A 21,166-nucleotide genomic window follows, 5' to 3' on the forward strand; every position below is an offset into this window, starting at 1 on the left:
AAAGTTATATTTATTGGCTAAAAATTTTCAGAGGCTAAGCAGAGGATCTTTTGATGACCAGCAATAATCAGCCCACACACATGACTCAAGCCCAAACGCCCGATCCGCTTTTTTTACAAGCCGAGCATTTGGCAAAGGATTTTTCTCTGTTTCCTAAGCACAGTAAACAGAGTTTATCGGAAGAAATTAAAGGTCTTTTAAATGAGGATGCCATTCAGGCAAACTTGAAAGACTTGGCATCGTTAGATGTCGACGGTTACGTTACTAAAGTGATCCAGCCGACCCAAGATAAAGGTCGTCCTGGTGCAAAACGTATCATTGCCGATCTTAAAGGTCGCTTGATTACTGAAACTCACTTGGGCTCTTTTTACAGTGCTGAGGTCGAGCTGAACTTTGGTTCACGCACTCGTCGTATTGGCTTTATCGCCCAAGAACGCACTACCGCAAACGGTGCTTGGATGCCTGAGCATCATTACGCTGCCTGTAAAGCAATTCGTCATTTCGCCGAATTGTCTATGCCTATTATCTATTTAATTGATACTCCTGGAGCTGATGCGGGCGAAATCGCTAACAGCCAAAACCAAGCGCATTCAATTTCTAAAGCTATCGCAGAAAGCGCCAACGTTGACGTACCGACAGTCGGTATTGTGATCGGTGCCGGTTATTCTGGTGGTGCGATTCCATTAGCGGCGGCGAACATTCTGTTGTCGTTGCGTGACGGTATTTTCAACACGATCCAGCCACAAGGTCTGCAAAGTATTGCCCGTAAGTACAACTTATCTTGGCAGGAATGTGCGAAATCTGTGGGTGTATCACCAGAAGAGCTTTATACCTCAGGCTGTATCGACGGTATCATCGACTTTTCACCGGGTGACCGTGATGAGCGTCAGCACAATTTGCGCCGCGCTATTATTAGCAGCGTAGAAGCGGTTGAGCGTGCAGCGATGAATTTTGTGCGTGAATCTAAAGATTTACGTGAGCATTATGACCGCAGCTTAACTCGTTTCCTAAATCCATCTAAAAACTTGATAGCTTTGGAACTGAACGCCGAATTGGCTGTGGCAACGAGCCCAACCAGTCACCACAATCTGTTTGGTAGTGCTTATCGTTATTTGCGTTATTTAACGCTGCGTAGCCGTATCCATTCGATTTCTCAAGAGCAATACGGTCGTCTGTCACGTGCTAGTGTGCCAGAAGGTGATTTGTTGGCGCGTATCCAACAGGAACAAGATCGTGTGTTCCAAGCTTGGTTATCTAACCCAGATAAACTGGTTTATGACGAAGAACTGAACAAATTGTGGACTACTTTTGTCGCTAAGCGTGATGAAGTGTCTACCGAGCGTAACATGTTGACTCGTTTGATTTTGGGTGAACCAAAAGAGAACTATAAGAAAGCACGTAAGGCGCTGTTATTTAACATCAGCTGGTCTTTGTATCACCGCTGGAAGAGTAATGCGGCCAACAACTTCAAAGGGCTGATTCAGCACTTAGAAAGTTTGCCAAAATCTGTAACTCAAGCTAAATGGCCTGAGCTGAATCAGCTGACCGTACTCGATGTGGTTGTGAATGAAGAGCTGCGTGAAGACTTTATTTGGCAATGCCATAACATTCTGATCTTCAATGCCTTGTACGACAACGTTGTCGGTAGCTTAGCGTCAATCGCGAAAGAAGCCATGATGTCGAAGAGTTTGTCACGTAATTCAGTGAACAACCTGCTGCACAAGTCAATTGACCATGCAATGTCGACACAAGATACCTCGAACGACAAAGCTAAGTTCTACAAGTGGCTAAAATACTTCATGGGTCAATCGAACCGTGCCGATTTATTAGTCCGCGTAGAGCAGTGGAAGAGTGTGGGTTTCCCACAACTTAACGACAGTCTATTCGTGGTACTGACTTACTTCTTCGAACGTCTACTGCCTGAGTATTTCGATAGCGAAAGCGATACCAGCAAGTACACTGGCGCGATCAACCCAGTGCGTATCGGTCGTCGTAAGGACTTCTGGAACCGCTTGACCATGGGTTATCAGGATCTATTGATCCAAAAAGTGCTGCGTGACGAAAAACGTAAAGGCAACATGACTTGGGAAAATGTGGTTAAACAGTTCTTTACCCATTTCGAAGAGATCAATGGCGACAAGATGTCGGCTAACTTGCTCAACTTCCCTGGCTTCCGTTTATCAATCGAAGATGCGTTAGATAAAGGCATTCGCCCATGTGGCTTGATCACAGGTATTGCTGACTTTAAAGAAAAAGGTCAAAAAGTTCGCGTGGGTGTGGCTGTGTCTAACACCGCATTCCAAGCCGGTGCATTTGATATGGCCAGTGCTGAGAAATTCTCTGCACTATTGATCGAGTGTGCTAAGCGTAAATTACCCGTTGTGTGCTTTATCAGTTCAGGTGGTATGCAGACTAAAGAAGGTGCCGCGGCGCTATTCTCTATGGCTGTGGTGAACGACCGTATCACGCGCTTTATTCGTGATAACGAATTGCCTGTACTGATGTTTGGTTTTGGTGACTGTACTGGTGGTGCACAGGCGAGTTTTGTGACTCACCCATTAGTGCAAACTTACTACCTGTCTGGCACTAACATGCCATTCGCAGGCCAAATGGTAGTGCCAGCTTACTTGCCATCAACGGCGACTCTGTCTAACTACTTGTCAAAAGTACCTGGCGCAATGGCGGGCTTAGTCCATAACCCATTCAGCGACAATTTAGACTCTCAGTTAGCAGGTATCGATCCTCTGATGCCAATGCCTTCGGCAAAAATTAACGACGTGATCATCAATGCACTGTCGACCTTAGTGGTTGAAGCAACTGTTGAAGAAGAAGTGATCGTGCAGAACGATCCACGTAAGTTAATGAAGCCAATTAACAAAGTATTGGTTCACGCCCGTGGTTGTACTGCGGTGAAATTGATCCGTAAGGCGCATGACAATAATATCAATGTGGTATTAGTGGCGTCGGATCCTGATATGACATCAGTGCCAGCGGACATGCTCAAAGATTCTGACAAGTTAGTTTGTCTTGGTGGTAACACCTCGGACGAAAGTTACTTGAACGCATACTCAGTGCTGAAAGTGGCCGAATATGAACAGGTTGATGCATTGCATCCTGGTATTGGTTTCCTATCAGAAAGCCCGCAGTTTGCTGCATTGTGTGTGAATAACGGTGTTAACTTCGTCGGTCCTAGCGTGCATTCAATGACGACTATGGGTAACAAGTCGAACGCGATTAAGACATCGCAAGCGCAAAACGTACCTGTTGTGCCTGGTTCGCACGGTATTCTGACCAATGCTGAACAAGCCGTAAACGTGGCGAGCGAAATCGGCTATCCAGTATTGCTTAAAGCGGTACAAGGTGGTGGCGGTAAAGGTATTCAGGTTGTAAAACGTCCTGAAGACATGATTGGTTTATTCCAAAAAACGGCAACCGAAGCGGCTGCAGCCTTTGGTAACGGTGACTTGTACTTAGAGAAATATGTGACATCGCTGCGTCACATCGAAGTGCAGTTACTGCGTGATAAGTTCGGTAATGCGAAAGTATTAGGTTTGCGTGACTGTTCGGTTCAACGTAATAACCAAAAAGTAGTCGAAGAATCTGGTTCAACTATGTTGCCAGATGAGCTGAAGCGACAAGTGCTGGCTTATACTCGTGCCTTAGGTGACGCGACCGATTACATGGGCGCAGGTACCGTTGAGTTTATCTATAACTTAGATGCCAACGAAGTGTACTTCATGGAGATGAACACGCGTCTGCAGGTTGAGCATCCTGTTACGGAAGCGACTTCAGGTATTGATATCGTTAGTGCGCAGTTTGATATTGCCGCTGGCCGTTCAATTGAAGCATTAGAGCCTAAAGAAATTGGTTATGCGATGGAAGTACGTGTAACCGCTGAGAAAGCGGCGCTCGATAGCCACGGCATACTGCAGCTGATCCCAAATCCGGGCAAGATCACTGAATGTGTGTTCCCAGATCATCCCGATGTGGAAATCATTTCGATTGCAGCGCCAGGTAAAGAAGTATCGCCATACTACGATAGCTTGATTGCGCAAATCATCATGCGCGGTGAAAACCGTGAGGATGTGATTGCCAAACTGTACGAATACTTAGACAGCGTAGTGCTGAAAGGCATCGCGACTAACATTCCGTTACTCAAGCTGATCTTGAAAGATGGTACCTTCAACGAAGGTGTTTACGACACTAACTATCTGCCACGCTTAATGGCCGAGCTCGATATTCCTGCGTTGATCGCAGAAATGGAAGCTGCCGCTGAAACTGTGGAAGTAGATACTGAGTCACTGCGTGTTGGCGAAAGTAACGAACTGAAAGTGTTAGCCCAAGGCGCAGGTATCTTCTATACCTCTTCTGCACCGGGTGAAGCGGATTTTGTGAAAGAAGGTGACATAGTCACCGTTGATCAAACACTAGCACTAACAGAAGCGATGAAGATGTTCTCGCAAGTGACCTTAGCCGGCTTTAACCGTCAGAGTGCGATTCTGTACCCTGAAGATAAGAAGTATCGTATAGAGCGCATCCTGAACAGCAATGGTCAGCAAGTGTCTCAAGGCGACTTACTGTTCGTGGTCTCGCCTGTTGAAGAATAAGCTCAGCGTTTAACTCCATAGCTGAATGAGAAAATACCCGCCATTGGCGGGTATTTTTTTGCTTCTAAATTATTGCCACTAAATTTTCTGTCACTAAATTTCCTGTCACTAAATATAGGTAAGCGAGCATGCCGCTCATAATGTGCATGACGTCTTTGATGAATCAACTTAGCTTTAATAGATAAGCTCATAACTAACAAGTGGCCAATATCAGCTTTGTGCAATACGGCCTGTATCTCTGATTAAGTCGGCAAAGAGTTTCTTTAATCTATCGTTCGCCCATTTATTAGAACAAGCTGCATCAAGAACCCACCTCTGGCCTCGAGAGTCAACGGAATCTCCGTGCTTTATTCGTAGTAATAGAGGTTCATCAAACCTCATTTTAAGTTGAAACTGAGTCTAAAATGAGCGGTGTGTGGATAACTTTGGGGGTAAGCGGTGGGTATGGTGTGGCTAGATTAGATAATTAGAATTAACTGCAAATTTCCTTAAAATAGGGGTTGCGCACTTTCTCAATCTCCCTATAATGCGCATCCACTGACACGGCAGACAGCGAAAGCCTGCTGACGAGTTAGCTTGAATTGAGTCGCTTTTAAGCATTTAATTCAAGCGCAGCAAGAAGTTGAAAAATACTCCTTGACGTGAAACGGGAAATGCGTAAAATACGCAGCCCTAGCCAACTGGAAGCGTTCGGCGCTCAGTGTGGTACTCAAGTTCTCTTACGAATATTGAGTTGCTCTTTAACAAGATAAAACAAGAAATCTGTGTGGACACTCACAGGTGTTGAGTTAATCGAAACTGCTTAACCTTAGGGTTGGCAGTCAAAGAATTAAATCAATGATGAAGAGTGTTCATAGCAATATGTACATAATTTTGGTTTCGCTTTCTTCTCTTTATGAAGAGAGGGCGGAAACAAAAAATCAGAATTCATTGAGCCGCTGAAGTCGTAAGACGGAAGCAACAAAACTTTAATTGAAGAGTTTGATCATGGCTCAGATTGAACGCTGGCGGCAGGCCTAACACATGCAAGTCGAGCGGCAGCACAAGGGAGTTTACTTCTGAGGTGGCGAGCGGCGGACGGGTGAGTAATGCCTAGGGATCTGCCCAGTCGAGGGGGATAACAGTTGGAAACGACTGCTAATACCGCATGCGCCCTACGGGGGAAAGGAGGGGACCTTCGGGCCTTCCGCGATTGGATGAACCTAGGTGGGATTAGCTAGTTGGTGAGGTAATGGCTCACCAAGGCGACGATCCCTAGCTGTTCTGAGAGGATGATCAGCCACACTGGGACTGAGACACGGCCCAGACTCCTACGGGAGGCAGCAGTGGGGAATATTGCACAATGGGGGAAACCCTGATGCAGCCATGCCGCGTGTGTGAAGAAGGCCTTCGGGTTGTAAAGCACTTTCAGTAGGGAGGAAAGGTAATGGTTTAATACACCATTGCTGTGACGTTACCTACAGAAGAAGGACCGGCTAACTCCGTGCCAGCAGCCGCGGTAATACGGAGGGTCCGAGCGTTAATCGGAATTACTGGGCGTAAAGCGTGCGCAGGCGGTTTGTTAAGCGAGATGTGAAAGCCCCGGGCTCAACCTGGGAATTGCATTTCGAACTGGCGAACTAGAGTCTTGTAGAGGGGGGTAGAATTCCAGGTGTAGCGGTGAAATGCGTAGAGATCTGGAGGAATACCGGTGGCGAAGGCGGCCCCCTGGACAAAGACTGACGCTCAGGCACGAAAGCGTGGGGAGCAAACAGGATTAGATACCCTGGTAGTCCACGCCGTAAACGATGTCTACTCGGAGTTTGGTGTCTTGAACACTGGGCTCTCAAGCTAACGCATTAAGTAGACCGCCTGGGGAGTACGGCCGCAAGGTTAAAACTCAAATGAATTGACGGGGGCCCGCACAAGCGGTGGAGCATGTGGTTTAATTCGATGCAACGCGAAGAACCTTACCTACTCTTGACATCCACGGAATTCGCTAGAGATAGCTTAGTGCCTTCGGGAACCGTGAGACAGGTGCTGCATGGCTGTCGTCAGCTCGTGTTGTGAAATGTTGGGTTAAGTCCCGCAACGAGCGCAACCCCTATCCTTATTTGCCAGCACGTAATGGTGGGAACTCTAGGGAGACTGCCGGTGATAAACCGGAGGAAGGTGGGGACGACGTCAAGTCATCATGGCCCTTACGAGTAGGGCTACACACGTGCTACAATGGCGAGTACAGAGGGTTGCAAAGCCGCGAGGTGGAGCTAATCTCACAAAGCTCGTCGTAGTCCGGATTGGAGTCTGCAACTCGACTCCATGAAGTCGGAATCGCTAGTAATCGTGGATCAGAATGCCACGGTGAATACGTTCCCGGGCCTTGTACACACCGCCCGTCACACCATGGGAGTGGGCTGCAAAAGAAGTGGGTAGCTTAACCTTCGGGGGGCGCTCACCACTTTGTGGTTCATGACTGGGGTGAAGTCGTAACAAGGTAGCCCTAGGGGAACCTGGGGCTGGATCACCTCCTTACCTATACGACTAACTTACGCTTGTTGGGTCGACAACATGGCATACGTGCCGAGTCGACACAAAAACATCCGTGTTTTTGAGTGTTCACACAGATTGCTTGTTTAGCTTCTCTTAGGAGAAGTCAGAGCTGAATGCACCGCGAGCCGGTTAGCATTGTTCTTTAACAATTTGGAAAGCTGATAGTATTTAATTGCATGAGTCTGTCATGTGATTAATTACAAAACGATGTAAACGTGGAAACGTTTGCATCATGAGTTCTCAAACACTTTATTAAGTGTCTTGAATATTCAAAAGTAAATTATTCTTTATTGGATAGTTTACGTCTAAGGCGCGTCCACTTCTTTGGTCAGAAGTGAGACAAGTAAAACCAAGCTGGTCGCAGTGCGACTCAGGTGAGTGAAACTCATTTGGGTTGTATGGTTAAGCGACTAAGCGTATACGGTGGATGCCTTGGCAGTCAGAGGCGATGAAGGACGTAGTAACTTGCGAAAAGCGTTGGCGAGCTAGTAACAAGCATTTGAGCTAACGATGTCCGAATGGGGGAACCCAGCAGCATAAGCTGTTATCGCAACATGAATACATAGTGTTGCGAGGCGAACGAGGGGAACTGAAACATCTAAGTACCCTTAGGAAAAGAAATCAACCGAGATTCCCCTAGTAGCGGCGAGCGAACGGGGATTAGCCCTTAAGTCAGTGGGGTGTTAGTGGAATGTGTTGGAAAGCACAGCGGCACAGGGTGATAGCCCCGTACATGAAAACTAACCATTGATGAAAACGAGTAAGGCGGGACACGTGACATCCTGTTTGAATATGGGGGGACCATCCTCCAAGGCTAAATACTCCTGACTGACCGATAGTGAACCAGTACCGTGAGGGAAAGGCGAAAAGAACCCCTGTGAGGGGAGTGAAATAGAACCTGAAACCGTATACGTACAAGCAGTGGGAGCGGTTCTTGAGACCGTGACTGCGTACCTTTTGTATAATGGGTCAGCGACTTACATTTTGTAGCGAGGTTAAGCGAATAGCGGAGCCGTAGGGAAACCGAGTGTTAACTGCGCGTTTAGTTGCAAGGTGTAGACCCGAAACCCGGTGATCTAGCCATGGGCAGGTTGAAGGTTGAGTAACATCAACTGGAGGACCGAACCGACTAATGTTGAAAAATTAGCGGATGACTTGTGGCTGGGGGTGAAAGGCCAATCAAACCGGGAGATATCTGGTTCTCCTCGAAAGCTATTTAGGTAGCGCCTCGAGCGAATACCATTGGGGGTAGAGCACTGTTAAGGCTAGGGGGTCATCCCGACTTACCAACCCTTTGCAAACTCCGAATACCAATGAGTACTACTCGGGAGACAGACGGCGGGTGCTAACGTCCGTCGTCAAAAGGGAAACAACCCAGACCGTCAGCTAAGGTCCCAAAGTACTAGCTAAGTGGGAAACGATGTGGGAAGGCTTAGACAGCTAGGATGTTGGCTTAGAAGCAGCCATCATTTAAAGAAAGCGTAATAGCTCACTAGTCGAGTCGGCCTGCGCGGAAGATGTAACGGGGCTAAGCTAGTCACCGAAGCTACGGGTGCACAGTTTACTGTGCGCGGTAGAGGAGCGTTCTGTAAGCCGTTGAAGGTGAAGGGGTAACCCACGCTGGAGGTATCAGAAGTGCGAATGCTGACATGAGTAACGATAAAGGGGGTGAAAAACCCCCTCGCCGAAAGACCAAGGGTTCCTGTCCAACGTTAATCGGGGCAGGGTGAGTCGACCCCTAAGGTGAGGCCGAAAGGCGTAATCGATGGGAAACAGATTAATATTTCTGTACTTCCGCTAACTGCGATGGAGAGACGGAGAAGGCTAGGCTAGCGCGGCGTTGGTAGTCCGCGTTTAAGGTGGTAGGTGGTGTTCTTAGGCAAATCCGGGGACACGTACTTTGATGTACACACTGAGAGCTGATGACGAGGTCCTAAGGGACTGAAGTAGTTGATGCCATGCTTCCAGGAAAATCTTCTAAGCTTCAGGTTAGCGGGAATCGTACCCCAAACCGACACAGGTGGTCGGGTAGAGAATACCAAGGCGCTTGAGAGAACTCGGCTGAAGGAACTAGGCAAAATGGTACCGTAACTTCGGGAGAAGGTACGCTCCTGTTGGTGATGAGACTTGCTCTCTAAGCTGACGGGAGTCGCAGATACCAGGTGGCTGCAACTGTTTATCAAAAACACAGCACTGTGCAAACTCGCAAGAGGAAGTATACGGTGTGACGCCTGCCCGGTGCCGGAAGGTTAATTGATTGGGTTATCGCAAGAGAAGCTCATGATCGAAGCCCCGGTAAACGGCGGCCGTAACTATAACGGTCCTAAGGTAGCGAAATTCCTTGTCGGGTAAGTTCCGACCTGCACGAATGGCGTAATGATGGCCACGCTGTCTCCAGCCGAGACTCAGTGAAGTTGAAATTGCGGTGAAGATGCCGTATACCCGCGGCTAGACGGAAAGACCCCGTGAACCTTTACTATAGCTTGGCACTGAACATTGAACCTACATGTGTAGGATAGGTGGGAGACTTTGAAGTTGTGACGCTAGTCATGATGGAGTCGTCCTTGAAATACCACCCTTGTAGTTTTGATGTTCTAACCTAGGTCCCTTATCGGGATTAGGGACAGTGCCTGGTGGGTAGTTTGACTGGGGCGGTCTCCTCCCAAAGAGTAACGGAGGAGCACGAAGGTTGGCTAAGTACGGTCGGACATCGTACGGTTAGTGCAATGGCATAAGCCAGCTTAACTGCGAGACATACACGTCGAGCAGGTACGAAAGTAGGTCATAGTGATCCGGTGGTTCTGAATGGAAGGGCCATCGCTCAACGGATAAAAGGTACTCCGGGGATAACAGGCTGATACCGCCCAAGAGTTCATATCGACGGCGGTGTTTGGCACCTCGATGTCGGCTCATCACATCCTGGGGCTGAAGTCGGTCCCAAGGGTATGGCTGTTCGCCATTTAAAGTGGTACGCGAGCTGGGTTCAGAACGTCGTGAGACAGTTCGGTCCCTATCTGCCGTGGGCGTTGGATGATTGAAGGGAGCTGCTCCTAGTACGAGAGGACCGGAGTGGACGAACCGCTGGTGTTCGGGTTGTCATGCCAATGGCATTGCCCGGTAGCTACGTTCGGAATCGATAACCGCTGAAAGCATCTAAGCGGGAAGCGAGCCCTAAGATGAGTCATCCCTAGGAATTTAATTCCTCTAAAGAGCCGTTCGAGACTAGGACGTTGATAGGCATGGTGTGTAAGCGTTGTGAGGCGTTGAGCTAACATGTACTAATGACTCGAGAGGCTTAATCATACAACCCAGATGGGTTTTGCTAAGCGAACTTAGACAGAATATCGACACTTGATAAAGTTAAAGACTCAAAAAATCAGCTTTTCAAATTTTAATTAAAAGGTTAATTACGCAGGAAATTGTTAGGCTGATAAAGCCGTGACGAGCGAGGCGCGGAGTGTACGTTAGTACATGAGCACAGTAGCGAGGAGACAATGCCGTCAGACGGACAATTAACCAGTAAGAATTTGCTTGGTGACAATAGCCTTGTGGAACCACCTGATCCCATCCCGAACTCAGAAGTGAAACGCAAACGCGCCGATGGTAGTGTGGGGTCTCCCCATGTGAGAGTAGGTCATCGCCAAGCGCCTAATTTAGCTTAATGTGCAAACGTTAAGTTAAAGGAGCGGTAGTTCAGTTGGTTAGAATACCGGCCTGTCACGCCGGGGGTCGCGGGTTCGAGTCCCGTCCGCTCCGCCAACATAAAGACGAAAGCCTCTACAGAAATGTAGAGGCTTTTTTCGTATTGGCATGTTAGAAAATTTTACTTTTGCCAAAATAATTACGGGTCTGCTTTATCTTTATAGACAGATAATACCATTCCGCATTGAAGTCTGATCTAATAGCAAGCAACCCAACAGCTTAAAATTGGATTATGAAACCTGAAACTGCTGAAAGTCTGCTTAGCCTCTCCAAAAGAGAAAAAAATCCGCATAAGCGCATGCGATTGCTCGCTGTATCGCTATTTTTGCAATGCCATAACCGCACTCAGGTGGCAAGCCAGTTGAAGGTGGCCAGATCTAGCGTCAACTTATGGGTCTCCAGCTATCCTGGGCAAGGACTGGCAGGACTTGAAGATAAACCACGCCTAGGGAAGAAGCCGTCATTGTCAAATGAGCAAAAAAGGAGACTCGCCAGATACATTGAGTTCAAAGCACAATCAGATGAGGGCGGCAGACTCACTGGGGCCGACATCCAGCAATACATCTCGAGTGAATTTAATGTCGAGTACCATCCCAATCACATCTACAAGCTACTAAAGAGCATGGGATTCTGTTGGATAACCAGCCGCTCCAGGCATCCAAAACAAACTCAGAGCTTACAGGACGCTTTTAAAAAAGTTTCCTCTGGAAACGATCCTTCACGCTCCCATTCATATACAACCACACCAGATTGATATTTGGTTTCAGGACGAAGCCAGATTCGGCCAGCAAAATACAACGACACGACTTTGGGCCCCCAAAGGCAGTAGACCAAGAGCGCTAAGACAGCAGCAGTTTGAATATGTGCATCTCTTCGGCGCAGTCTGTCCTGCAACAGGAGAAACTGAAGCCATCATCACGCCATTCGTTAATAAGGACATCATGCACCAGCACTTGGAGCTGATTGCAAAACGCACCAAACCTGGCCGCCATGCTGTCGTGGTAATGGACGGTGCGGGTTGGCATACCAATGACATTGCTGCTGATATCCCCAACCTGTCTATACTCAAACTGCCGCCATATTCCCCAGAACTAAACCCCATCGAACAGGTATGGAGTTGGCTGCGCCAACATTATCTCGCCAATCGCTGTTTTAAAGGATATGAGGACATAGTGGATGCCTGCAGCCAGGCATGGAACAGCTTTATCAGTTGTACAAAACGCGTGGTAAAAATGTGCTCTCGGGAATGGGCAAAGGTGACTGAACTTTAATGCGGAATGGTATTAGCCATCCTCACTCAAGAGGCTTTTATACCAGTCTACACATCCATTATTGTGTCGCGTAGGCACATATTCTGGCGTTTTGAGCCGACTATAGATAAGTAACTGCTTCGCACTCATCGTGATGGGAATTGGTATTATGCGGTTTTCACGTATACACTTTTTTACATTCCCCATCGAGCATCTGCTTTTAGGTTGAAATTATCAATGGAATTGCGTGGCTTATTGAGGTTATTGCCGCTATTGATGTGTATGCCATTACTGGCTTATGCCGACCGTTTAGCGATGGCGAATGTTAAGCCTGCTGGCCAAGACGTTAGTGTTACTCAGACAGTAAGATATTGCGTCGACCCTGACTGGTTGCCTTATGAAGGAATCCGAGAGGGTAAGCATCTGGGTATTTCGTCAGACTATATTGATTATATTGAATCGCATTCCTCGCTCAAGTTTCAGCTGGTGCCGACTTCCTCTTGGACCGAGACCTTATCTTTTTTGCAAAGCGGACAGTGTGATTTAACTCCTATGCTAAATAAAACCCTGATACGAGAGACTTATCTGCACTTCAGTGATGTTTATTTTCGCTCTCCTAATGTATTGGTGTCACTTAAAGATCAGCCTTTCTTGCAAGGATTTGAGAATATTGGCGCACGTACTTTAGCCGTACCTAAAGGCTATCGTTTGGCCGAATATATTCAGCATTATTATCCTCAGATAGAGACGCTTACCGTTGCCAGTGAACCCGCAGGATTGCAATCTGTGCTGGATAAACGTGCCGATCTTTTTGTGGGATCGATGTTTTCGGTTAACTCTTATATCCAACAAACGGGATTTAATCATTTGAAAATAGCCGGTTGGGGTGGTCCAGAAGATGAGCTGCGGATGGGCGTCGCCTATGGTCAAGAGTCCTTGTTACCTATGGTAAATCAGGCCTTAAATGCTGTGAGTGAGCAAGAGCGGATCACGATTTACCAGAAGTGGAATAATGTGACTGTGATAGATGAGACTAATTATTCACTTGTTTATCAAGTGATCTGCGCGACATTTTTGTTACTGCTTATATTGGGGGCGAGAACTTACTTTATTAGTCAATATAACCGTAGACTCACCGATAAAAATCAGCAGCTCGAAACCTTGCGGCAGCAGCTTGAGACTTCTAATGCGGAACTTGAATTTTTATCTACCCACGATCCCCTGACCAAGTTGTATAACCGACATTACTTTAATCGCCTTTTTATTAATAATGAGCAACATGATAAATCTGCTAAGGCAGGCATGTGCCTGGTGATGATTGATATCGATTACTTTAAAGAGATTAATGACACGCTGGGGCATAACGTCGGCGATCGGATCCTTGAACAAGTGTCACAGGTGCTACAGCATTGTGTGCGTGAATCTGATGTGGTTGCCCGTTGGGGTGGCGAAGAGTTTGTGATCCTCTGTCAGCAGTCATCTTTACCCTTAGTTGAAAGCTTGTGTGTGCGGATAGCTGAGAGGATCAAACATTATCAATTTACTGACAATGTGCAGTTAACTTGCAGTTTTGGCGTCGCTAAGCTTGCCGATAACGAACCTATGATGCTGTGCTTTGAACGTGCCGACCGCGCGCTTTATCGTGCTAAAGCGCAAGGGCGTAATCAAATGTGCACCGACAGGTAAGCATTTGCGCAAGTATGATTTACCGTTATTTAAGTAAATGGTTGCTACTGAGATGAGTTTACTAAGCCATCTTTATTTTAGAGGAAGGATTAGCATTATTGCACAAGCCGTAATGCTCATGGGTTAATATTAGTGGTTTGTACCTAACAATATGATAGAAATTCATTAGAAATGACCTTATCCCATTAGAATGTAGTTTTTTTAACGTTTTTTATTGATTGAGTGAAAAATAAGCTAAAGAGTTTTACTCAGTTGTTTTAGTTCGTATTTATGGCGATTTCCTTAAATTATTACGCGACTTTATCGTGAAAAAGTGCGCTATCCATTTGCGTGTAGCTGGGTTCCAATTTACAATATGCGCCTAAAATAATCTGATGTGCGGTGTGTCGGTATTTGTCGCATACTCCGTCTACTTCTTAAACTACTCATTAAAGTTGAATCATGACCGAATTATCCAAATACAGAAACATTGGTATCTTCGCTCACGTTGACGCGGGTAAAACCACGACCACCGAGCGTATCCTTAAGTTAACAGGAAGAATCCATAAAGCCGGTGAGACTCACGATGGCGAATCTACCACTGACTTCATGGTACAGGAAGCTGAGCGCGGTATTACTATTCAGTCCGCTGCTGTAAGTTGCTTCTGGAAAGATCACCGTTTCAACGTTATCGACACCCCAGGACACGTTGACTTCACAGTTGAAGTTTATCGTTCTCTGAAAGTGCTTGATGGCGGTATCGGTGTATTCTGTGGTTCAGGCGGTGTTGAGCCTCAATCAGAAACTAACTGGCGCTATGCGAACGAATCTGAAGTTGCGCGTATTATCTTCGTAAACAAGTTAGACCGTATGGGTGCTGACTTCTTACGCGTAGTTAAGCAAACTAAAGACGTATTAGCTGCTACTCCACTGGTTATGGTTCTGCCAATCGGTGTTGAAGACGAATTCACTGGTGTTGTTGATCTGTTATCTCGTAAAGCATACGTGTGGGATGAGTCTGGTTTACCAGAAAACTTTAATATCCAAGATGTACCTGCTGACATGGTTGACATGGTTGAAGAATACCGTGAAATGCTGATCGAAACTGCCGTTGAGCAAGATGATGCCCTGATGGAAGCTTACATGGAAGGCGAAGAGCCATCTATCGAAGATATCAAGCGTTGTATCCGCAAAGGTACTCGTACTATGGCTTTCTTCCCAACATACTGTGGTTCTGCGTTCAAGAACAAAGGTATGCAACTGGTTCTTGATGCTGTTGTTGATTATTTACCAGCACCAGACGAAGTTGATCCACAGCCATTAACTGACGAAGAAGGCAACGAAACTGGCGAATTCGCTATCGTTTCTGCTGATGAGCCATTAAAAGCGTTAGCGTTCAAAATCATGGATGACCGTTTCGGTGCCCTGACTTTCGTACGTATCTACTCAGGCCGTCTGAAGAAGGGTGATACCATCCTGAACAGCGCGACTGGCAAGACTGAACGTATCGGCCGTATGTGTGAAATGCTAGCTGATGACCGTATTGAAATTGAATCTGCTCAAGCTGGCGACATTATCGCTATCGTGGGTATGAAAAACGTTCAAACTGGTCACACTTTATGTGACGTGAAACACCCATGTACTCTTGAAGCCATGGTGTTCCCAGAGCCAGTAATCTCTATCGCAGTTGCGCCAAAAGATAAAGGCGGCTCTGAGAAAATGGGTATCGCTATCGGTAAGATGATCGCTGAAGATCCATCATTCCGCGTAGAAACTGACGAAGATTCAGGTGAAACCATCCTTAAAGGTATGGGCGAACTTCACTTAGATATCAAAGTAGATATTCTGAAGCGTACTTATGGCGTTGAATTGATCGTAGGTGAGCCACAAGTTGCTTACCGTGAAACCATTACTCAAATGGTTGAAGATCAATACACTCACAAGAAACAATCAGGTGGTTCTGGTCAATTCGGTAAGATCGAATATATCATCCGCCCAGGTGAGCCAAACACTGGTTTCGTGTTCAAATCTTCAGTAGTTGGTGGTAGCGTTCCGAAGGAATTCTGGCCAGCAGTTGAGAAAGGTTTCGCGAGCATGATGAACACAGGTACTATCGCTGGCTTCCCAGTGTTAGACGTTGAGTTCGAATTAACTGACGGTGCATTCCACGCAGTTGACTCATCAGCAATCGCGTTCGAAATCGCTGCTAAAGGCGCTTTCCGTCAGTCTATCGCTAAAGCTAAACCACAACTTCTTGAGCCAATCATGAAAGTTGACGTGTTCAGCCCAGATGACAACGTGGGTGACGTGATCGGTGACTTAAACCGTCGTCGCGGCATGATCAAAGACCAAGTTGCTGGTGTAACAGGTGTTCGCGTTAAAGCTGACGTACCGTTATCAGAAATGTTTGGCTATATCGGTACTTTACGTACAATGACTTCTGGTCGTGGTCAGTTCTCTATGGAGTTCTCTCACTACAGCCAATGTCCAGCTAGCGTAGCTGAGAAAGTTGTTGCTCAAGTTAAAGAACGTAAAGCTGCTGAAGCTAAGAAGTAATTCTTAACTTATCTTGGCTAATATTTAGTTAGCTAATAAAAACCGCTGTCGGCCCCTAGGCTCACAGCGGTTTTTTTATGGGTGAGTTCCAACGGTCATCACTCGCTTCGGTTGACGAAGCTTCGTATCTCTTTGTTTAAAGTCCGTATCCTTTTGTTTTACAGAATATCATTTCTCGCTTTATCTTCTCAGTATTTCAGCGCTCAGTTTTTTGTTTACTCAATTCAAGCAAGGCCTTGGCCGCCGGTGTTAAAGGTAAACTTTGACGCCAAATAAGCGCCAGATCCCATGTCATTGCGGGCTGCATAGGTTTAAAGATCAGTTTGCTGGTGCTTAGCCTATTGCAGATAGGCTCAGGTAAAATGGCGACACCCATATCGGCCTCAACCATGGCGGCGAGAAAATCCCATTGGCCGCTGCGAAAGGCAATATTGAGCTGAACACCTGCTTTTCGACTGAGGCGATTAATCAGTTTAGCGAGGGAGAAGTCTTCGTTATAGAGGATAAAAGGGTAGGGTTGGAAGTCCTGCCAGTTTAAGTGGTCTTTCTCGGCTAAGGGATGCCCCTCTGGCAGGCATGCGAGTAAAGGGTACTTAGTCAGGGGTTGATTGACTAGTTCGGTCTCATGGGTCGTGGGGAGCGCAGTAAAGGCGATATCGAGACTGTTATTGAGTAGGGCTTGCTCGCAGCCAAATCCGCCGTACTCATACATGTGTAGCTCAACTCCTGGGTAGCGCTTACGATAGCTAGTGAGCAAACCTATAATTAGGCTGCTCATCATGGGACACACCCCTAGCCGCAATCGCCCCGACTTGAGACCGCTGAGGTTACTCATGTCCTCCTGCAATCTATGCCATTGACCGAGGATTTCCCGCGCACTGTGCTCAAATAGCTGCCCTGCCTGAGTTAGCTCAACCTTTTGGTTATTTCGGATCAGCAAGGTTTCCCCTAGGCTTTCTTCGAGTCTTTGGATGATTTTGCTCAGTGTCGGCTGAGTGATAAAACATTTCTGTGCGGCGCGGGTAAAGTTTTCGGTTTCCACTAGGGTCAGAAAACATTGTAAGGTCTTGATTGGGATGTTCATGCTTAAATGGAATCCATATTATGGAATTTATTCATTTTACTAATGATGGCTTAAATATTACTTTGACCTTGTTAACAAAACAGGGGAATACCGATGAAATCAAGTTCAAGTCTATGGGTAGGGGCTTTGTGGCAGGCGGCTATGCCTGTGGCAAAAGAGGTGCAAAACGCTAAAGCGGCGCAAGTCACTAAAACGGCTCCAGCGGGTGATTTGCATAAAGCAAAACAACAAGTAAACCCAGCCTAGGCTGGGTTTTTACTTTTCTGCGTTTTAGGTTCTGCTCTTATCTTTATTTCCCTGTATTCTCACTTTGCCTTTTTAACTTCTGCTCAATCCTTCCTCGGTGAAAGAACTGTTCAGCAACGGACGCTGAGCCAGCGATAGACGTTTAGTCTTATATTTACTTGAATGCTCATTACTGACTCTAAGCCTATTCATTAGGATAGGATGCTTAAATAGTAAAAAAGCCACCCTATAAACTCGGGTGGCTTTGCTCTGCAGGGGAAAGTGATTTATTGGCCGGAGAATTGATTCTCAACGAGTGGTTGCTTGTTTTCGGCTTGAGCGACATGGCATTGAGTACAGAAATAGTTATGTCCGTTCACTGTGCCTTTATCATCAATCACGTGGGACTTAGCGACAGGCGTGGCTTTCATGCGTTTTGCCTTGTCCCAACTATGGCAGCTTAAACAGCCATTTTTATCTAAGGTGATCTTGTAATCGTCCTTATGTGGGATGAGCGGTGGTTGCTCGCTAAAACTGCGCTCAATGGCGGTGCCGCGACTAGGATAAGTTGCCATGGCATCGGCTGGGCGAATGTCGGTGATCGCCATGTTTCCTGCGAGGGATTGAATGTTAACCGGCGCTGCATTAGTGTCGGCTTGCTGACCGGAACAGCCCGCTATGCCGATAAGTAATGCAGTTAAGGTGAGTATTTTTTTCATTGGTTATTCTCCGCCTTGGTGACTTTGACTGGGCACTTTTTAAAGTCAGTTTCTTTTGATAGGGGATCGGTCGCATCCAAAATCAGTTTATTGACTAACTGGCGCGCATCGAAGAAGGGCATAAATACCACGCCGCGTGGCGGTTTGTTACGGCCTTTAGTTTCAACTCGGGTTTTCACTTCACCGCGCGGTGAGGCTACTATGACCTCATCGCCGCGTTGTACACCGCGGGCTTTGGCATCCTCTGGATGCATAAAAATCTGCGCATCGGGGTAGGCACGGTAAAGCTCTGGTACGCGTGCGGTCATCGAGCCTGTGTGCCAATGTTCCAGCACGCGGCCAGTCGACATCCACAAATCGTATTCTTCATTCGGCTCTTCGGCGGCGGGTTCATAGGGCAGGGCGAAAATCACCGCTTTGCCATCTGGCTTGCCATAGAATTTAAAGCCTTCACCCGCTTTGACATAAGGATCGCTCCCCTCAACGAAACGGCGCAGGGTTTCTTTGCCATTAACGACTGGCCAGCGTAGGCCGCGGGTTTCGTGGTAACGGTCAAAGTCGGCTAAATCATGGCCATGGCCACGACCGAAAGCTGCATATTCTTCGAAAATCCCTTTTTGCAGGTAGAAACCGAAGTGTTCGCTCTCATCGTTTAATTTGGCTTTACAATCGGAAGTTGGGAACTTGTCGATCACGCCATTGGCAAATAGCACTTCATACAGGGTCTTATCCGCATATTCTGGTTGCTTAGCGATTAACTCAGCTGGCCAGACTTCGGAGACTTTGAATCGTTTCGAAAATTCGACTAGTTGCCACAGATCTGAGGTTGCCCCTTCTGGCGCTTTTACTTGTTGATGCCATAGGTGAGTACGACGCTCGGCGTTGCCGTAAGCCCCTTCTTTCTCGACCCACATTGCCGTTGGCAAAATCAAATCCGCCGCCATGGCTGTGATAGTTGGATAGGGATCTGAAACTACGATAAAGTTTTCTGGATTACGGAAACCAGGATAGATTTCATCGTTGATGTTAGGGCCCGCCTGCATGTTGTTGGTGCACATGGTCCAGTAGCAGTTGAGCTTGCCATCTTTGAGCATTCGGCTCTGGAGTACGGCATGGTAGCCAGGTTTGGCGGGAATCGTCCCAGCAGGTACTTGCCATAGTTTTTCGGTAATGGCGCGGTGTTTGTCGTTCGTCACTTCCATATCGGCGGGTAAACGATGGGCGAAAGTCCCCACTTCACGTGCAGTACCGCAAGCCGAAGGTTGACCCGTTAATGAGAAAGGACTGTTACCCGGTGTGGCAATTTTGCCCGTGAGCAAATGGATGTTGTAGAGCATGTTGTTGGCCCACACGCCGCGAACGTGTTGATTAATGCCCATGGTCCACAGGCTCATGACTTTAACCTTAGGATCGGCATAGGCCTTGGCTAAGGTTGCTAATTTCTCGGGCTCAACACCACTCATCTTAGCCGCGTATTCCAGCGTATAAGTGCTGACAAACTTAGCATACTCATCAAAGCTAATCGGTGTCGATTTACCATTGCCTGGATTTTTAGCTTTTTTCTCTAACGGATGATCTGGACGCAGGCCATAGCCGATATCGTCAACGCCTAAGGCAAACTTAGTGTGTTTGCTAACAAAGTCGGTATTAACGGCTTTATTTTCAATAATGTAATTGGCGATATAGTTGAGGAGCACTAAGTCCGACTGTGGGCGGAACACCATAGGGTTATCGGCTAAATCGAAGCTGCGGTTCTCAAAGGTCGACAGCACATGTACGCGGCAGTCTTTGTGGCTTAAGCGGCGGTCGGATAATCGTGCCCATAGAATTGGGTGCATCTCGGCCATGTTGGCGCCCCAGAGCACAAAGTGATCGGCGGCTTCTAAATCGTCATAACAGCCCATTGGCTCGTCGATACCGAAGGTACGCATAAAGCCACCCACGGCCGATGCCATACAGTGGCGGGCGTTAGGGTCGATATTGTTGGTGAGGAAACCGGCTTTATGCAGTTTAGAGGCGGCATAACCTTCCCAGATGGTCCATTGGCCTGAGCCGAACATACCCACAGACGTCGGGCCTTTAGTGGCGAGGCTGTGTTTCCACTTAGCGGCCATTGTATCGAAGGCCATATCCCAACTGACTGGTGTAAACTCACCTTCTTTGTGGTATTTGCCGTCTTTCATCCGCAGCAATGGCGTAGTTAATCTGTCTTTGCCGTACATGATTTTCGATAAAAAATAGCCCTTGATACAGTTAAGGCCACGGTTGACTGGACTCTCAGGATCGCCCTTAGTGGCGACCACTTTGCCCGCTTGGGTGCCCACTAATACGCTACAACCCACACCGCAGAAGCGGCATGGGGCTTTATCCCATTTGATATTGTCTGGCTGTTCGGCGGCTTCAACCATTTTAATGGGAAGCGTGACACCAACGGCTGTTGCGGCGGCAACCGCTGCGTTGGCCTTGAGAAACTCGCGGCGGCTTATGCTCATAATCTTTCCTCATTTTCTTGTTCTAAAGGTGCGACTTGGTGGTAAATCAAACTGGCGGATAACACGCCGGACAGGGCATTGATGGCTTCAACATTGTCGAGAATTGCTCTTTGGCTACTCCCTTCGAGGGTAACAACCAATTTCCCTTCTGGCGTAACCGCATGAATATCAGCGCCGATTAATGCGCTAATATTGGCTTCAACCTGTTGTAAGGCTTTAGGAGCGGCATGCACCACAAGGCTAGTGACGTGGTATTCCTGACTCATTGGGGTGACCTGTAGTGGCGTAAACTCGGTTACTTGATTTGGAAAAGCAGAGCAAACGAGTGCTGATACAG

9 protein-coding genes, 1 tRNA gene and 3 rRNA genes are annotated in these 21,166 nt (G+C 47.2%); 9 read left to right on the plus strand and 4 right to left on the minus strand.

The genetic code is table 11. From position 1 onward, the window contains the following. The first annotated feature begins 53 nt into the window (after nucleotides 1-53). From AYJ58_RS06825 to fusA, 8 genes are all read left to right on the plus strand, one after another. Nucleotides 54-4,607: an ATP-binding protein gene (locus tag AYJ58_RS06825; RefSeq protein ID WP_106649516.1), complete on the plus strand. Its 4,554-nt coding sequence runs from the start codon at nucleotides 54-56 to the stop codon at nucleotides 4,605-4,607. 969 nt (nucleotides 4,608-5,576) lie between these two features. After that, nucleotides 5,577-7,118, plus strand: a 16S ribosomal RNA gene (locus AYJ58_RS06830). A 418-nt stretch (nucleotides 7,119-7,536) separates the two neighbouring features. After that, nucleotides 7,537-10,439 (plus strand): 23S ribosomal RNA (locus AYJ58_RS06835). Nucleotides 10,440-10,666: 227 nt separating this feature from the next. Further along, nucleotides 10,667-10,782, plus strand: a 5S ribosomal RNA gene (rrf, locus tag AYJ58_RS06840). Together the 16S, 23S and 5S rRNA genes with 1 tRNA gene alongside form the textbook arrangement of a ribosomal RNA operon. A 36-nt stretch (nucleotides 10,783-10,818) precedes the next feature. Then, nucleotides 10,819-10,895 (plus strand) — tRNA-Asp (locus AYJ58_RS06845). Between the two features lie 175 nt (nucleotides 10,896-11,070). Continuing rightward, nucleotides 11,071-12,109, plus strand: a protein-coding gene (locus AYJ58_RS06850; protein WP_106649517.1) for an IS630 family transposase whose coding sequence is annotated in 2 segments (ribosomal slippage) — nucleotides 11,071-11,529 and nucleotides 11,531-12,109 — 1,038 coding nt in all. Because the reading frame shifts where the segments join, the coding sequence is not laid out codon by codon here. Between the two features lie 216 nt (nucleotides 12,110-12,325). Continuing rightward, nucleotides 12,326-13,774 carry a diguanylate cyclase gene (locus tag AYJ58_RS06855; protein ID WP_106649518.1) on the plus strand — a complete coding sequence of 483 codons (1,449 nt, stop codon included), beginning with the start codon at nucleotides 12,326-12,328 and terminating at the stop codon, nucleotides 13,772-13,774. A gap of 441 nt (nucleotides 13,775-14,215) precedes the next feature. Next, a complete protein-coding gene (gene fusA / locus AYJ58_RS06860; RefSeq protein WP_106649519.1) occupies nucleotides 14,216-16,309 on the plus strand; it encodes an elongation factor G in 2,094 nt (697 codons plus the stop codon). A 196-nt stretch (nucleotides 16,310-16,505) separates the two neighbouring features. Here fusA and AYJ58_RS06865 read toward each other — a convergent pair whose 3' ends face one another. After that, the gene (locus AYJ58_RS06865; RefSeq protein ID WP_106649520.1) at nucleotides 16,506-17,393 is read right to left on the minus strand and encodes a LysR family transcriptional regulator; all 888 of its coding nucleotides are present in this window, start codon (nucleotides 17,391-17,393) and stop codon (nucleotides 16,506-16,508) included. Nucleotides 17,394-17,486: 93 nt separating this feature from the next. Here AYJ58_RS06865 and AYJ58_RS06870 point away from each other — a divergent pair, with 93 nt between their 5' ends. Beyond that, a complete protein-coding gene (locus tag AYJ58_RS06870) occupies nucleotides 17,487-17,639 on the plus strand; it encodes a hypothetical protein (RefSeq protein ID WP_006082989.1) in 153 nt (50 codons plus the stop codon). A gap of 266 nt (nucleotides 17,640-17,905) precedes the next feature. On the opposite strand, the gene napB is transcribed toward AYJ58_RS06870, so the two are convergent. From napB to AYJ58_RS06885, 3 genes are read right to left on the minus strand one after another with little or no spacing between them, the layout of a single operon-like run. Beyond that, complete coding sequence (napB, locus tag AYJ58_RS06875) at nucleotides 17,906-18,337, minus strand: nitrate reductase cytochrome c-type subunit NapB (RefSeq protein ID WP_012088326.1); 432 nt, start codon at nucleotides 18,335-18,337, stop codon at nucleotides 17,906-17,908. After that, nucleotides 18,334-20,829, minus strand: coding sequence for a nitrate reductase catalytic subunit NapA (gene napA, locus AYJ58_RS06880; RefSeq protein WP_106649521.1), 2,496 nt, complete (start codon nucleotides 20,827-20,829; stop codon nucleotides 18,334-18,336). The genes napB and napA overlap by 4 nt, the downstream gene beginning before the upstream one ends. Beyond that, on the minus strand, nucleotides 20,826-21,095 hold the full coding sequence (locus tag AYJ58_RS06885; RefSeq protein ID WP_106649522.1) for a chaperone NapD: 270 nt from the start codon (nucleotides 21,093-21,095) through the stop codon (nucleotides 20,826-20,828). The genes napA and AYJ58_RS06885 overlap by 4 nt, the downstream gene beginning before the upstream one ends. Nucleotides 21,096-21,166 lie beyond the last annotated feature (71 nt).

Source organism: Shewanella sp. Pdp11 (genome assembly GCF_002838165.1).
In the GTDB taxonomy this organism is placed as follows: domain Bacteria; phylum Pseudomonadota; class Gammaproteobacteria; order Enterobacterales; family Shewanellaceae; genus Shewanella; species Shewanella hafniensis.